This window comes from Sphingomonas sp. 2378 (assembly GCF_038084995.1).
GTDB lineage: Bacteria > Pseudomonadota > Alphaproteobacteria > Sphingomonadales > Sphingomonadaceae > Sphingomonas.
On the sequence record NZ_JAXCMJ010000051.1, the window covers coordinates 13,166 to 27,753 of the forward strand.

A 14,588-nucleotide genomic window follows, 5' to 3' on the forward strand; every position below is an offset into this window, starting at 1 on the left:
CGCGCGAACCGCCGGTACAGGCGGCGCGCGAACCATGGCGTGCGGCCATTCGCCGCGCGCGGAGAGGATATCGCCATGCCATCGATCGTTTCACGGCGTCAGGCACTCGGCCTGATCGCGACCCTGCCCATCCTGCCGGCCTGCGGTGCGTCGGGCGAGGATGGCGGGGGCGGGGGGCTGGTCTTCGCACCGGGCCCGACGCCGACGCCCGCTCCTACGCTCAGCGCGACCGCGACCAGCGTCCGTGCGCGGCCGCGCTATCATGTCGCCGCGCCCGATGGCGGGTGGATCAACGATCCGCAGCGCCCGTTGCGGATCGGGGATAGCTGGACGATGTGGGCGCTCTACAATCCGACCTGGCCCGATGGCGGTACCGAATGGCGGCGCTGGACCTCGACCGACCTCGTCACCTGGACCGATCGCGGCGTATCGATCCCCCGGCGCACCACGTCGTTCGGCGATGTGTGGAGCGGGAGCGCGGTGATCGATACCGACAACACCGCCGGTTTCGGCGCGGGCACGCTGATCGCGCTGGCGACGATGCCGGCCGACAATGCCGCCGGGCAGAACCAGTCGACGGCCCTGTGGTATTCGCGCGATGGTGGCGCGACCTTTGCCTTTCACGCGATCGTCCATCCCAATTTTCCGGGGAACAAGCCGTTCCGCGATCCGACCATATTCTGGCATGCCCCCACGGCGCGCTGGGTAATGACGCTGTCGGAAGAGGGGAAGATCGGTTTCTATACCTCACCCGACCTGAAACAATGGCGCTATGCCAGTGGCTTCCTGTCCGATCTCGTCGGCGGGGTGATGGAATGCTCGCACCTTTTCCCGTTGCATCTGTACGAGGCGAACGGGACCACGTCGGGCGACAAATGGATATTGCTGGTCGGTGGCGACGGGTCGGGCAGTGGCTTTACCGGCGGCACCTATTACTGGGTCGGCAGCTTCGACGGGACCAGCTTCACCGCCGACAGCGCGACCGGGCACTGGCTGGACGGTGGGGCCGATTATTATGCGGCGGTGGTGTGGCGCGATCCGCAGGCCGCCGATCCGCTCGCCACCGCCTATACGATGGGCTGGATGAACAACTGGGCCTATGCCAATCAACTGCCCGCGCCCCATGGCTATCGCGGGCAGTTGAGTATCGTTCGACAACTCCGCCTCCAACGCACCGGTGGCACCCCGCGCCTGCGTATGACGCCGGTCGCGGCGCAAAATAACGTGTTCGCGCGGACGGTGAGCGGGGCGGACCAGACCATCGCGGACGGGACCCCTTATGTCTGGCCCGCCGATGCCGATATCATGGCGGGCCGCATCGATCTGACATTGACCCGGACCGGGGCCGACTGGCCCGGCGGCGCCTGGCTGTCGGTCCGGGGCGGCAAGGGATATTTCACCCAGGTCGGATTCGCGCTGCGCGACAATCGCGTGTTTCTAAAGCGCGATGCCAGCGGCCCCGATGCGCCGGCAAGCGCGGCATGGCGCCAGAATCGCGACATTACCTGCGATGCATCCGCAGGCGTTGTGACGGTCAGCATCTTTATCGATACCGCGTCGATCGAGCTCTTCGTCAATGATGGCGAGGCCGTTTTGTCCGAACTCATCCTGGCGCCTCCCGATGCGGTGGGCCTGAATTTCACCGCAAACGGCGGCTCGCTTCGCGTCTCGGACGTTCGAATCCACAGGTTCGTATGAATCCCGGCAGAGCGTCATGTCGGCCACGTAGCGTATTTCCTGCCGCTCTACCCCATGGGCCCAGGCGAGTGCTTCCGCATGGCAGGCGCGCGACGTCCGCGTCGCTATTTTGGCAAGGACAGCACCTGCCGCTGGTCGAGCAAACGAGCGCGAAGAGCGTCGTACGGCACCTGCTGCACCGGAAGCGATGAACGCAGCGCGAGGTCGGCGGCATTTGCCGCCGATTGTCCGAGGATCATGAAGACGGGTTCCATGCGGATCGTGCCATAGGCGATGTGCGACGCGGATAGCGCGACCGGCACCAGCAGGTTGGTCGCTTCCGACCGTCGCGGCACGATCGCGTCATAGGCGATGGGGTAGGGGCTGGCGACACCGACCTCGATATTGCCCTCGTTGCGCGCAAAGCCGCGCGCGTCGACCACGCGCTGCACATTGTGCGAGTCCATCTGGTACGAGCCCATGCCGATCGGACGCGGCGTCGGCTTCAGACCTCTCACATGGGGCTCCGCCATCACGAAATCGGACGTCATCCGCCTCGCCTCGCGGACATACATCTCGCGAGGCCAGCCCTTGTTGCCGGTGAACTCGTCCTTGCATAGTCCCCAGCGTCCCATCTCCGCACGTGTCTCGGCGGGGACGCGCGGGTCGTTCGCCATGTACCAGAGCAGGCCCTGCTGATAGCGCCGGTGCTCCGTCGCGATCGCGGCACGCTCGGCGTCGCTGCCCCGAGGATAGCCGTAGTTCATGCCGATATTGTCGGTGGAGAAGGCACCGAAATTGTTGACGTCCGCCTTGCCGTTGGGGATGCGATCGAACTTTTGGAAGACGTTGCGATAGCCCGCGTCCATATACCGCTGGAGCAGGGCATATTGCCCGGCGTCATAGCCCTCGGGTCGCGGCAGCGGCAACCGGTTGGCGGCCACGTCGGTAAGGCACAGTCGATAGGTATAGGCCTGGATCTTGCTGTCGGCACTGCCATCCGGGGCCAGTCGTGCCGGACTTATGCGGGGCAGCAGGCCGCTGGCGGGATCGCCCTTGACGCGATACGGGTCGATATCGAGCGTGAACTGATGGTTGGTCGCGTTGCGCGCCTGCACCCCGTTGAGCGTCTCGCCATATGTCGCATTCGCCTCGCGCCCCGTCGCGAAGGAGACACCGGCGCCCGCCATCAGATCGCCTTCGTAGCTGGCATCGATGAACATCCGCCCCGCGAAGCGACGGCCATGAACCGAGCGGAACGCGACCACACGGGTCCCGTCTCGCTCCACGCCATGCGGGCTGCGATCGATCGGCTGGTCGCGGACGACCGTGACCCCGGCTTCGGCGATCCAATCCTCCAGGATGCGCTCGGCGACGTGCGGCTCGAACTGCCACATCGCGCCGTCATCGACGAAATTCTCGGCGCGGGCGGGACGCGGCGCAAGCGTCCAGGCGGCCGGATCGTCATAATGCCGTTTCACACGCCGGTAGAAGTCGAGCGCCAGCCCGCCGATGGCGCGATGGTTGCCGGTATCGGACCAGCTCAGCCCGTTGGTGGTCATGCCGCCGACATAGGCATCGCGGCAGACGAGCGTGACGCTGCGCCCAAGGCGCCGCCCCTCGATCGCGGCGATCACGCCGCCGGCGGTGCAGCCATAGATGACGATGTCGGCGACCGGCTCGGCCGGGGGTGGGGCGGCACCCGCGAGCAGGAGCAGCAGCGGTGCGAGGCGAAGCGATGCCATGACGGATATCCTCAGAAGGTTGCGGCGACGCCGAAGAAGATGCGGCGATCCTCGCGCGCGGCGTTGAGCAGCCGCAGCGGTGTTTGGAGATATTGCCGATCCATCGCGCGGGTCAGGTTGATCGCCTCGACCGTGAGCCGAACCGAGCGGGTGAGATTGACCTGTCCCGAAGCATCGAGCTGGCCGCGTCCGGCAACATAGGAACTGCCCCCTGCCGCCGCGCTGCCCTGGCCGAGCAGGTAGCTGCTGCGATAGATGTAGGCCACGCGCGCCGACACGGTGGAATCCTCGTAAAAGCCGATCAGATTATAGCTGTGCTTGGACAGGCCCGGAAGCGGCAGGCGGGCCTGTGTCGCCTCGTCGACCAGCGGGGTCTCGCTGTCGACGAAGGTATAGTTGGCCTGGACGCCGAGATTGCGCAGGAGGCCCGGCAGGAAGCGGAGCGATTGCTGATACGCGACCTCCACCCCCTTGATCGTGCCCGATTCCCCGTTGACCGGCTGCGTGATCTGAAACGGGCCATAGGGCTGGCCGGTGCTGGGATCGATCTGGTCGGACAGACCCGCGACGAGCTCGCTCTGCGTGCGGTTGATCGTGAAGGAATCGACGTTCTTGTAGAAGCCCGCGACCGTGATCGCGCTCGATGGGGCGAAATACCATTCGAGCGTCATGTCATATTGCGTCGCCTCGAACGGACGCAGCGCAGGGTTGCCACGCGAGCCGGTCCGCGACACGAACAGCGGCACGAAGCTGACCCCGACGTCGCTCAGGCTCGGCCGCGCCACCACCTTGGCCGCTGCCGCGCGCAAGGTCAGATTGCTGCGCAGATCGAGCGCGGCATTGGCGCTCGGCAGCCAGTAGTCGAAGCGTGATTTCGAAAGCGTCGGCTGCGTGTCGGAAAGGAAACCGGAAGAGATGCGCTCGAAGGTGATGTAGCGCACACCGGCATTGCCACTGATCGGCATGCTGCCCAGCGTACCGGCGAAATTGCCCTTGGCGTAGAAGGCCAGCGTGTCCTGGTCGACGTCCTTGATCGACACCCGGCCGAACGGGATGGTGTCGGCGCGCGGGATCGGAAGGCCGAAGGCGTCGCGCGCCGCCCCCTTGTCGGTGCCGCCGCCCAGTATGTCGCGGGGGAAATCTCCCGATACGCCGGGGAAGAAGCTGCCCTGGCGATTGTCGTAGACCAGGCCCGGCAATTCATCGACGGTGAGAATGCCGTCGCCGTTGCGATCACCACGCCCGAGCAGGCTTGCGGCGGTCGGAATGTTCTGCGGCGCCTCGGAGTAGAACTGGATCTTCTCGTACCGTCCGCCGACCTCGATCGTCCGAAGCGGGCCGAGATCGGTGCGGATGGTGAAGTCGAGCCGCGCATCATAGCCCGAATTGTCGGTGACGAAGTCGTTCTCGAAGATCGATGCCAGCTGATATTGGGCAGGGTCGTTCAGGTCGAAGTTCGAGCCCAGCGAAAGGTTCGGCACCGCGCCACCGCGCGAGAAATCATAGCTGGCATTGGCGACCCGTCCGGCGCGCGGGACGACGACATAGGTGAACGAGGCACCCGGCCCGCCGTCCGTGCCGCGCCCCTTGCTGTAGGAGGCGTCGGCGCGCACCGTCACCACCTCGCCCTCATATTTGGCCGAGCCGCCGATATTGGTCGATCGGAACTCGGTCGGCTCGTCATAGATCAGCGGGCGGACGGTGACGTTGTTGAACGTCCCGCTTACCACGGTGCCGTTCTCATCGGCGACGGCACCCACGTCATTGTCGTTGAACAGCACCTGGTAATTGGCACTCTGCCGCTCGCGCTTGAGCCAAGTGTGGGTGCCGTCGAGAATGAATTCGAACCGGTCGACTGGCCGGTATTGCAGCGAACCGTTGAGCGTCAGCCTTTGCTCGGCGCGGTCGAAGATCCGCGCCATGTAGCGATTGGGTCGATAGAGTCCCGGATCGGCGATGCCGTCGCCATTGCCGTCGATATTGTCGGTGCGGGTCCAGCCGCCGGTATCGAACTGATAGCCGCGCGTCCGTGTGTTCGAATAGGCCGCGCTCGCCAGCACCCCGAAGCTGTCGCCGAACTTCTTGGAGACCAGCGCCGAGCCTCGATAGCCCAGATGGTCCGCCTGATCGGTGTACGCGCCCTGAACACGCCCGCTGACGACGAGATCGGCGAGATCGAGAGGCCGCTTGGTCTTCAGGTTCACGGTCGCGCCCAGTGCGCCCTCGGGCATGTCGGCGGTCGGCGACTTGGCCACGACGATGCTCGAGATGATCTCCGGGCTGACCGATTCCAGCGACGCGCTGCCGCCCGCGCCGGGGCCGAGGAAGGTGCGGCCGTTGATCTCCAGCCGGTTCTGAGAGATGCCGCGCACCGTGAAGTTCGATCCGTCGCCCTCGCGACGCGTGATCTGGACGCCCGTGATCCGGCTCATCGATTCCGCGACATTCTGGTCGGGCAGTTTGCCGATGTCCTGCGCGGTGATGACGTCGACGATGTTCGACGCGGCGCGCTTGACGTTGATCGACTGTTGCAGGGATGCGCGGATACCGGTGACGACGATGTCCTGCGGGGGCGTTTCCTCGGGCGGATTTTCCGATAGGGGCGCTACGGGTGCGGCGCTCGCCTCGGTCTGGACCGCGACCGGCATCAGCGCGGCGCTGGTGGCCGCACGGCGCAGGATGATCGCGCCGCCCGCGCGCACCGGCACCAGATCGGTCCCCGCAAGCAGGATGCGGAGCGCCTCGGTCACGTCCAGTGCGCCGCTGACCCGATTGACGGTCGCCTTCTCGGCGAGCGGGCTCGAGACGAGGATCTGGACGCCCGCCTGATGCGCGAACTGAGGAATGCCGGTGCGTGCCGGTTGCGCGGGCACGTCGAAGCGACGCGTCTGCGCGTCGGCGACGGTCGCGGGGGCAGCGTTCGACAGGATGATGGCAGCGGTGCCGAGCAGGCGATGACGCGCGAGTGACATAGGGTTCCTCTCCCGGGAGCGGCGCTCCTGTTGTCGAAGCGCTCACCTCCCTTGAGTTCGGCGCGAGCCTCTTCCGTCAGGATGGCGGCGACTTTTTCCGCCCCAACCGAATTGTGTCGGGTCCGCTCGTGACCGCAACAGGGAACGACGCGGCGAGCGAGGCGGCGAAATCCTCCGGGCGATCGATCTGGAACAGGCCGATCAGCCGCTCCTGCGCCAATTCGGCGTCGTCGACCACAAGCTGGCGGTGGTTATAGCGGTTGAACCGGGCGACCGCCGCCGCAACGGTTTCGTTCTCCAGAGCGATCTCGCCGCCGCGCCAGGCCAGCGCGCGCTCGATCGCGGCGGGTGCGGTGCCGGTGACCGGGGCGGCGTCGGACGATCGGAAACGCGCATATTGACCGGCGTGGAGGATCGTCATCATACCGCTGGCCGCGCTGGGCCAGACCGCCACCTGGCCCTCGGTGACCGCGACCTCGACACCGTCGTCGCGCCGTTCGACCGAAAAGGCGGTGCCGACCGCGCGCGCCTGGGCAATGCCGGCGTCGACGACGAAGGGGCGCGAACGATCCTTCGCGACCTGGAACCAGGCTTGGCCACGGTCGAGCGCGATCCAGCGCTGCTCGCTGGCCAGCACGACGCGAAGCGCGCTGTCGCTGTCGATCGTGGCGACGGACCCGTCCGCGAAAGGCAGACGCCTGATCTCACCGCGCGCGGTCGTGACATGGTCTGCGGCGAACTGACGCCAGCCGATCAGTCCGGCCACGCTCGCGGCGATGGCGCCGGTCATACCGATCAGCAGGCCACGTCGGCTCGACCATCTTGTGGCTGGAGCAGGATGGGGCGGGGTTTCGGCGTCATCCATGATGACGCGGTCCACGACGGTCAGGGCGGCCATCGCGCGCAGCAGGGCGCCCGCATTGCGCGGGTCGCTCGCCAGCCACGCCTCCAGCGCACGTTCGCCCGCCGCGTCGAGCGGGTGGCGCAGCGCCCAGGCGGCGGCGTCGTCACCGGGTGCGGGCACGATCGCCTCCTTCGCGGGCGCGACCGGTCGTGTCGGCCTCTTCGTCGGTCAAATGGCGCAGGATCGCGCGAAGGCTGCGGCTGGCATCATTTTCCACGATCGTCTCCGTCACGCCGAGCGCGACGGCGATCTCTTTCTGGCTGAGCCCCTCGACGCGCCGCATGACGAAGATACGCCGCGCGCGCTCGGACAGCGTGGCGAGTGCCCTGCGGACGCGATCGACTTCCTGTCGCGCGGCGGCGACGCGATCCTGGAGCGGACTTTCGCTGGCGAGTTCGCCCACTTCGTCTGCCGAGATCGACTCGATCCGCACCACGCGCGCGTGACGACGCTGACGGTGGACGAGATTGCGCGCCATGGTGAACAGATAGGCACGGGGCGAGTCGATTTCCTCGATGCTGCGGAGTTGCGCAAGGCGGCAATAGCATTCCTGCACGATGTCCTCCACGTCGGCGGGCGGCACGAGGCGACGCCGCAACCAGCCGCGCAGGTCACGTTCGTGCGGCAGGATCTCACGCCCCACCCATTCTGCTAGCGCCTCGCGTTCCGTTGCGACTCTCCTATTCCTCCCATGAGTTCACTAATGCCGGTTTCCGTCACGATCACGCTCCACTGATCCCCGACGTACAGCGTCTTGGGTTTTCCGGATCCCCGCGATCGCCGCCCCGATCGCGCTGCTCGGCACGTTGGCGGTGATGCTGCTGGTAGGCTTCTCGATCAACGTGCTGACCATGATCGGCATGGTGCTGGCGCTCGGCATCATCGTCGACGATGCAATCGTCGTCGTTGAGAATGTCGAGCGCATCATGCACGAGGAGCATCTGTCGCCGAAGGGAGCGACCTCCAAGGCGATGCGCGAATTCATCGGCGCGGTGAACCGCAACGAACACGAGTATTGCGCGACCCGTGCGCTTCAGCACGGCCACGACCCACCGCTCATAGCCTGCCGTCATGCGATCGAAGCGATCATTGAACCGGGTGAAGAAGCGGTTCTTCTTTTCGTGGCCGGCGACCGGCTTCAGGAGCGTGGCGCATAGCGCCGGGGTCAGCGAGAGGGCGTCGACCGAGCCGCTGGACAGCGCCATGGGCAAGAACACGGCGGTCAGCACAGTGGTGATGCCGATCAGCGTGTAGCGAACCTTCTGGAGGAAGGCGAACTTCACCGCGACATCTCCGCAAAGCCTGTCCTGAGCGCAGTCGAAGGGATGCCAACGGCTTTTTTTAATATGTCGCGCTCCATTCGCGCCCGGTCCAGCTCGCGCCGCAGCCGCGCGATCTCCGACGCCTGATCCGCCAGCGATGCCATTGTCGATACTGGCGGCTTCGCCGCCGGGCTTGCCGGCGGCGCGCTGCTCTCCTGCTGGATGCGCTGCCAGCACGCAGCATCGTCGGCACAATACCCAACTCAGCCGCTATCTCGGTCTGTGGGCGGCCGCTCGTCTTCCACAGCGCCACGGCCTCGCGCTTGAACTCGTCCGTGAAACGACGCTTCGTCGTACTCGCCATCAAAACACCTCCTGGCTCCACAGAGCCTATCATCGGTGTCCGTCAAACCAGGGGAAGATCAGAGATATTCGGCGCGGCGATTGCGGTGCTTTAGATAATAGGCATGTTCCCACATATCGTTGCCGAGCAGCGGCGTGCCGCGTTGCTCGGCGACGTCCATCAGCGGATTGTCCTGATTGGGTGTCGAGGTGATCGCCAGCTTGCCGTCCGGCCCGGCGATCAGCCATACCCAGCCCGAGCCGAACCGGCCCGTACCGGCGGCCTTGAACGCGGCCTTCATCTTGTCCATCGATCCGAAGGCCGCGTCGATCGCGCGGGCAAGCTGGGGCGATGGTTCGCCGCCGGTGCCGGGAGGCGCCATCGTCTTCCAGAAAAATCCATGGTTCCAATGCCCGCCAGCGTTGTTGCGGACCGCCGTCGGTGTCGCCCCGGCTTGTGCCAGCAACTGCTCCAGCGAACGACCCGCGAGCGCCGGATCGGCCGCCAGCGCCTTGTTCAGGGCATCGACATAGGCCTGGTGATGCTTGTCGTGATGCAGGGTCATGGTTTCGGCATCGATGACGGGTTCCAGCGCGGTCGCCGGATAGGGCAGCGGTGCCAGCGTGAACGGTGCGGCGCGGTCCTGCGCGGTCGCTGGCGTGGCGAGGAGGGCGAAGCAGGCAAGCCAGTATTTCATCGGTCGTCTCCCGTTGAGATACGGACGCTGAGTCCCAGCCGCACGTCGCGACCGGCGAGGAGCGTCCAGTCGACGTCGAGGTCGCCGAGCAGGTGCCGCGTCATATGCGCGCGGTGGCGCTCAGGCGGACCATGCGCGGCTCGACGGTGCGGCTGTGGACGCCCTCCACGCCCTCGAGCGGCTCGCCGGGAAGGCGAGAGGCGTAGTAATAGTCGGCGTCGGCTCGTCTGGTGTCGAACAGATTGAGCAGTTCGACATCTACCTCGACCGTACCAAAATGCCGGCCGACCCGCAGGTTGGCGACCGTCGTCGCCGGCGACCGTACCCGGTTGTCTTCGGTGAGCGGGTGTCGTCCGAGATATCGGATGCGCGCCGTGGCGGTGAACGGGCCAAAGACCGTGCTCGCCCCGAATTCACCTGCTGCTTCCAGCGCGTTGGGGACGCGATCGGCACCCGGGGCGTCGAGGAACCGGGCGTGGTTGGTGGCCAGCACGCCATCAAGGGTCAGCCAGCGGGTCGCCCTGACGTTGCCGACCAGTTCGAAGCCGCGGCGATGGCTGGGGCCAGTGGGTTCGACCGTGCCGTCATCACCCGAATAGATCAGTTCGCTCGACGCGCGGCTCCACCAATGGGTGAGCGACAGCTTGAGGGAGCCGTGTTCGAAACGTCCGCCGATCTCATAGCCGGTGGCGCGGGCGAAGGCGGGCGTGGCGTCCGGCGGCGGTGCGATGATCCCGCGGATCGCGTTCGAGTGGAAGCCCTGGCCGTAATTGGCGTAAAGCGCGACATGCGGACTGATCGTCAGGTCGGCGCCGAGCTTTGGCGTCACGATCGTCGCCTGGGCGGTGCCACTGGTCGCATCGCCGCCGCGTGCGGTCGTGCGGAAAGCGAAATGGTCGATCCGCCCGCCCGCAAGCAGGCCCAGCCGCTCGAGGGGGTGCCAGTTCGCCTCGACATAGCCGCCGACCGAGGTTTCGGCGGCATCGACCAAGCTACGCGTCGCGAGCCGTCGGCCCGCCTGCGTGTGATAGAGGCCGAGGCCGCCGATGTCGTCATGCTGCGCGTCGATACCGGCGATCAGGCCCAGTCCGTCCGCCAGCGTCATCCGCCGGACGACCCGACCGCCATAGCTCCAGCGATTCTCCGCCTGTTCCAGTTCGTCGCCGTGGACGGGGTCGTCGAGGAAGAAGGTGAAGTTGGACAGAAGATCGAACCGGTAGTGCTGGGCATAGGCGAGCAAGGTCCATTCCTTGCCGCTGACGCCGACGTTCAGCACCTCGCGATCGGTCGAGCCGCGCAGGTACGGATCGAGCGTGCCGAACCGATCTGGCAGGAGCGTGCCGATCGCACGCACCGGAATCTGCTCGGTGGGGCGCCAGCGCGCTGTAGACCGACAGGCTGGCGTGCAGGGTGCCGATCGCGGTGTCCTCGCTGTATTTGGCGAGGCCGCCCGCGTGGCGCAGGTGTTCGGGGAGCTGCCAGGGGCCGTCATTGGCCTTGAGCTCGCCCGCGACCAGCAGCGTTCCGGCACCGAGATCGAGCGAACTGCCCGCCGCCAGCCGACGATAGCCGTAGCTGCCGATGGTAGCGCTTGCGAGCGGCTGCTCGAACCGGTCGCGGGTCGTGAGCGACCCGGCCGCGACGAAAGAGAAGTCGCCGTCCGCCGCGCGATATGGTCCCTTGCGATAAGCGATGTGATCGATCGTTTCCGGGATCAGTCCGTTGAGATCGAGATAGCCATGCCCGTGCGCGTGACTGCGCAGGTTGAAGGGCATGTCGTCGACCGACATGCTGAAGTCGGTGCCGTGGTCGAGATTGTAGCCGCGGATGAGATATTGTGCCGCCTTGCCGCCGCCCGAATGCTGGACCGCGATCATGCCGGGCACCGCCTCCGCAAGTTCGCTCGTACGCAGCATCGGTCTGGCAAGCAGTTCGGCGCCGCTGATCGAGCCTTCGCTGGCCGATCGTGCATGGCCGATGGCGCGGTCCGATCGCGCGGTCACGACGATGTCGACGGCTTCCGCGCCGTCCTTCGCCGTTGGAGGATCATCTGTCGGGGCGGACGTCACGCTCGCAAGGAGCAGTGCGAACAGGCCGAAGTCACTCACTTCACGATCTCGCCATTCGATGTTCCAGATACAAGTTGGTTCGCGCGGGGCGGGCGCCCCCTTGTCGCGATGCCGCGCATGGCGCCCCCATCGACCAGCCGACTAGCCGACCGGACGCCAGGCGTCGGGGCCGACGCTGGGTGTGAAGAAGGCTGACAGACGCGCGAGCGCCCCTTCGATATGCGGGTGCAGCGCCCGGTCGCGTGTCACACCCGTCAGGATCGACATTGGCGACGCGGGATTGCGCGCATCGCGTCGGGCCATGCCCGTGCCGACGGTTTCGTCTTTGTCGCCGCTGTCGGCGGGCGGCGGGTCGCCAGTCATCATGCCAGACCCCGGTTGCGCAGCAGCGCCGTCGCGTCGGGCATCCGCCCCCGGAAAGCGACATAGCTTTCCGCCGGGTCGCGCGAGTTGCCGCGTGAGAGCACTTCGTCACGCAGTTTCTTGGCCAGCACCGGGTTGAACACATCGCCCGTTTCCTCGAACGCCGCAAAGCCATCGGCGTCGAGCACTTCGGCCCAGGTATAGGCGTAATAGCCCGCCGAATAGCCGCCGTCGAAGATGTGGCTGAAGTGCGGCAGGCGGTGGCGCATCCCGACCGCGTGCGGCACGCCCAGATCGGTCAGCTGCGCCTTTTCCCAGGCCAGTGCGTCGAAATCGGTGGGAAGCGATTCCAGCGAGTGCAGCCGCATGTCGAGGATCGCCGACGATAGCTGCTGCACGGTCAGATAGCCCTGGTTGAAGGTGCGTGCCTCCAGCAGCGATTTGAGCATCGGCTCCGGCATCGGCTGGCCTGCGGCGTTGCGGGCATGGGCGCGCAGGATCGTCGGATCGCTGGCCCAATGCTCATGCACCTGCGACGGAAATTCCACGAAATCGCGCGGGACCGCCGTTCCCGACAGGCTGGGATAGCGGACTTTGCTGAACAGGCCGTGCAGACCATGGCCGAATTCGTGGAACAGCGTCCGGGCATCGTCGAGGCTGATCAGCGCACGCTCACTCGGAGCCGGGGGCGTGTAGTTGCAGGTGTTGACGACGATAGCCTGCTGCCCGAGCAGCGTGTTCTGGTCGCGCAGCGAGTTCATCCATGCGCCGGGTCGCTTGGTCGGGCGGGCGAACCAGTCGGCATAGAACAACCCGATCGGCGTCCCGTCGCGCTCGCGGACCTCCCAAACCTTCACGCCATCCGCATAGACCGGCACGTCGCTGCGGGACACGAACTGGATGCCGTACAGCCGCCCGGTGGTGTCCATCAGCGCGGCCACCATGCCGTCGAGCGGGAAATATTGCTTCACCTCCGCTTTGTCGAGGTTGTAACGCCGTTGCCGTTCCTGCTCGGCATAGAAGCGCCAGTCCCATGGCTCGATCCGCGTGACGCCATCGGCGCTGGCGAGCGTGAGCAGCGCGGCTTCTTCTTCCCGTGCACGGGCGAGCGCCGGGCGATAGACGCGCATCAGCAGATCGGTCGCCGCCTCCGGCGTCTTGGCCATCGAGTCTTGCAGGATGAAGGCGGCGTGGCTGGGCGCGCCCATCAGTTTCGCGCGTTCGATGCGCAGTTCGACCAGGCGCCGGATGATCGCGGCGGTGTTGTTCTCGTTCGCATTGGCGCCGCGATTGTCGAACGCCGCGAACACCTTGGCCCGCGCGGCACGGTCGGTCGCGACCGTCAGGAAGGGTTCGACCGCCGACCGGGTGGCCGGGATCAGATAGCCGGTCTTTCCCTCCGCCCTGGCCGCCATCGCCGCCGCTGCCTTTTGATCGGCGGGCAGGCCGGCGACCTCCGCCGCGGTCAGCAGCACGCTGCTCGCCTTTTGATCGGCCAGCAGCTTCTGACCGAACTGGACGCCCAGCTTTGCCATCTCCTCGTTGATCGCCGCGACCCTCGCGCGGGCCGCCGGGGGCAGGGCGGCACCGGCGAGGACATAGCGCTTGTGCGTTTCCTCCAGCAGTCGCGACTGTTCGGGATCGAGGCCGAGCGAGGCACGGTCTTTATACAGCCGGTCGACCCGCGCGAACATCGCCGGGTCGAGCGACGTCTCGTTCGAGAAGCGGGTCAGTGCGGGGACCACCGCTTCCTCGACCGCCTGGATGTCGGGCGTCGCATCGGCTGACGACACGTTGAAGAAGGCGGATGACACCCGCGCCAGTTGCTGGCCCGAGCGCTCCATCGCCTCGATCGTGTTGGCGAAGGTCGGGGCCGAACGGGCGACGGAGATCGCACGGAAATCCTCTCGGGCCTTCTCCAGTGCCGCCGCGAATGCCGCGCGATAATGCGCCGGACGGATCGCCCGGTAAGGCGGGATCCCGTTGGTCCATTCTTCCAGCAGCGGATTGGCCGGTCCGGCTGCGCGGAGCGGGGTGTTGAGCAGAGGTAGCATAGCCACGGATGCTAGCAGGGTACGACGGTGCATGAACGTCCTTTGAAGGCGATTGGTCGCCGAACGCGACGAGATCATCGAGAATGGCGAGGCTTATTCCGCTGCTTCCAACCGGCGCTCGCCCCAGGCCGGGAACGGATCGCGCAGGTCACTCCATAGCGCCGGGGTAAAGGCGCTTGTCGGCACGAGGCAGGCATCGAGCCGCGCGCGGATGCGGGCCTCGTCCATGCCGATGCCGATGAAGACCAGTTCCTGCCGCCGGTCACCCCAGATCATGTCCCAGTGTTTGGCAACGAATTCCTCGAACCGGCCATCGTCCGGCCATTGGTTCTTGGGGATCGACGCCCACCAACGCCCCATGCGCGCCGTCTCGGTCTGGCTGCCCGCCACGGCCAGCTCGCCCACCCAGTCGGGGCGCGTCGCCAGCCAGAAATGCCCCTTGGCGCGCACCACATGGTCGAGGCCGCCATCGGTCAGGAAGGCATGAAACTTCGCCGGATCG

The 14,588-nt window shown here is 66.4% G+C and carries 10 protein-coding genes and 4 pseudogenes; 2 read left to right on the forward strand and 12 right to left on the reverse strand.

Annotated features, from left to right (window positions below; genetic code table 11):
• Positions 1–75 precede the first annotated feature (75 nt).
• Positions 76–1,698 carry a glycoside hydrolase family 32 protein gene (locus tag SM191_RS17220; protein ID WP_341507261.1) on the forward strand — a complete coding sequence of 541 codons (1,623 nt, stop codon included), beginning with the start codon at positions 76–78 and terminating at the stop codon, positions 1,696–1,698.
• A 104-nt stretch (positions 1,699–1,802) separates the two neighbouring features.
• Here the strand turns inward: SM191_RS17220 and SM191_RS17225 are convergent, their stop codons facing one another.
• From SM191_RS17225 to SM191_RS17240, 4 genes are all read right to left on the reverse strand, one after another.
• Entirely contained in the window at positions 1,803–3,422 is a 1,620-nt protein-coding gene (locus tag SM191_RS17225) for an FAD-dependent oxidoreductase (protein WP_341507262.1), read from the reverse strand.
• Positions 3,423–3,433: 11 nt separating this feature from the next.
• Positions 3,434–6,394, reverse strand: coding sequence for a TonB-dependent receptor (locus SM191_RS17230; RefSeq protein WP_341507263.1), 2,961 nt, complete (start codon positions 6,392–6,394; stop codon positions 3,434–3,436).
• Between the two features lie 76 nt (positions 6,395–6,470).
• Positions 6,471–7,418, reverse strand: a complete 948-nt coding sequence (locus SM191_RS17235) for a FecR family protein (RefSeq protein ID WP_341507264.1) — start codon at positions 7,416–7,418, stop codon at positions 6,471–6,473.
• Positions 7,402–7,941, reverse strand: a complete 540-nt coding sequence (locus SM191_RS17240; RefSeq protein ID WP_307001684.1) for an RNA polymerase sigma factor — start codon at positions 7,939–7,941, stop codon at positions 7,402–7,404. Before SM191_RS17240 ends, SM191_RS17235 begins: the two co-directional genes overlap by 17 nt.
• 124 nt (positions 7,942–8,065) lie before the next feature.
• Between SM191_RS17240 and SM191_RS17245 the strand changes: the two are divergent.
• A pseudogene (locus SM191_RS17245) lies at positions 8,066–8,293 on the forward strand (efflux RND transporter permease subunit); the annotation flags it as partial.
• A 12-nt stretch (positions 8,294–8,305) separates the two neighbouring features.
• On the opposite strand, the pseudogene SM191_RS17250 reads toward SM191_RS17245, so the two are convergent.
• From SM191_RS17250 to SM191_RS17280, 8 genes and pseudogenes are all read right to left on the reverse strand, one after another.
• Positions 8,306–8,503, reverse strand: a pseudogene (locus tag SM191_RS17250) (efflux RND transporter permease subunit); the annotation flags it as partial.
• 128 nt (positions 8,504–8,631) lie between these two features.
• Positions 8,632–8,924 (reverse strand): annotated as a pseudogene (locus SM191_RS19890) (transposase); the annotation flags it as partial.
• 58 nt (positions 8,925–8,982) lie between these two features.
• Positions 8,983–9,600, reverse strand: coding sequence for a superoxide dismutase (locus tag SM191_RS17255; protein ID WP_341507265.1), 618 nt, complete (start codon positions 9,598–9,600; stop codon positions 8,983–8,985).
• Between the two features lie 100 nt (positions 9,601–9,700).
• Entirely contained in the window at positions 9,701–10,954 is a 1,254-nt protein-coding gene (locus SM191_RS17260; protein ID WP_341507266.1) for a TonB-dependent receptor, read from the reverse strand.
• 310 nt (positions 10,955–11,264) lie between these two features.
• Positions 11,265–11,708: pseudogene (locus SM191_RS17265) on the reverse strand (TonB-dependent receptor plug domain-containing protein); the annotation flags it as partial.
• A gap of 102 nt (positions 11,709–11,810) precedes the next feature.
• Positions 11,811–12,035, reverse strand: a complete 225-nt coding sequence (locus SM191_RS17270; RefSeq protein WP_341507267.1) for a hypothetical protein — start codon at positions 12,033–12,035, stop codon at positions 11,811–11,813.
• Complete coding sequence (locus SM191_RS17275; protein ID WP_341507268.1) at positions 12,032–14,119, reverse strand: M3 family metallopeptidase; 2,088 nt, start codon at positions 14,117–14,119, stop codon at positions 12,032–12,034. The genes SM191_RS17270 and SM191_RS17275 overlap by 4 nt, the downstream gene beginning before the upstream one ends.
• Positions 14,120–14,179: 60 nt before the next feature.
• Positions 14,180–14,588, reverse strand: a 409-nt coding sequence (locus tag SM191_RS17280) for a GTP-binding protein (RefSeq protein WP_341507269.1), incomplete at its 5' end; no start/stop codon positions are given.

Coding starts and splice junctions, on each gene's coding strand:
- SM191_RS17225 (WP_341507262.1), bottom strand. CDS start 3,422: ATGGCATCGCTTCGCCTCGCACCGCTGCTGCTCCTGCTCGCGGGTGCC.
- SM191_RS17255 (WP_341507265.1), bottom strand. CDS start 9,600: ATGAAATACTGGCTTGCCTGCTTCGCCCTCCTCGCCACGCCAGCGACC.
- SM191_RS17270 (WP_341507267.1), bottom strand. CDS start 12,035: ATGATGACTGGCGACCCGCCGCCCGCCGACAGCGGCGACAAAGACGAA.
- SM191_RS17220 (WP_341507261.1), top strand. CDS start 76: ATGCCATCGATCGTTTCACGGCGTCAGGCACTCGGCCTGATCGCGACC.
- SM191_RS17275 (WP_341507268.1), bottom strand. CDS start 14,119: ATGCACCGTCGTACCCTGCTAGCATCCGTGGCTATGCTACCTCTGCTC.
- SM191_RS17230 (WP_341507263.1), bottom strand. CDS start 6,394: ATGTCACTCGCGCGTCATCGCCTGCTCGGCACCGCTGCCATCATCCTG.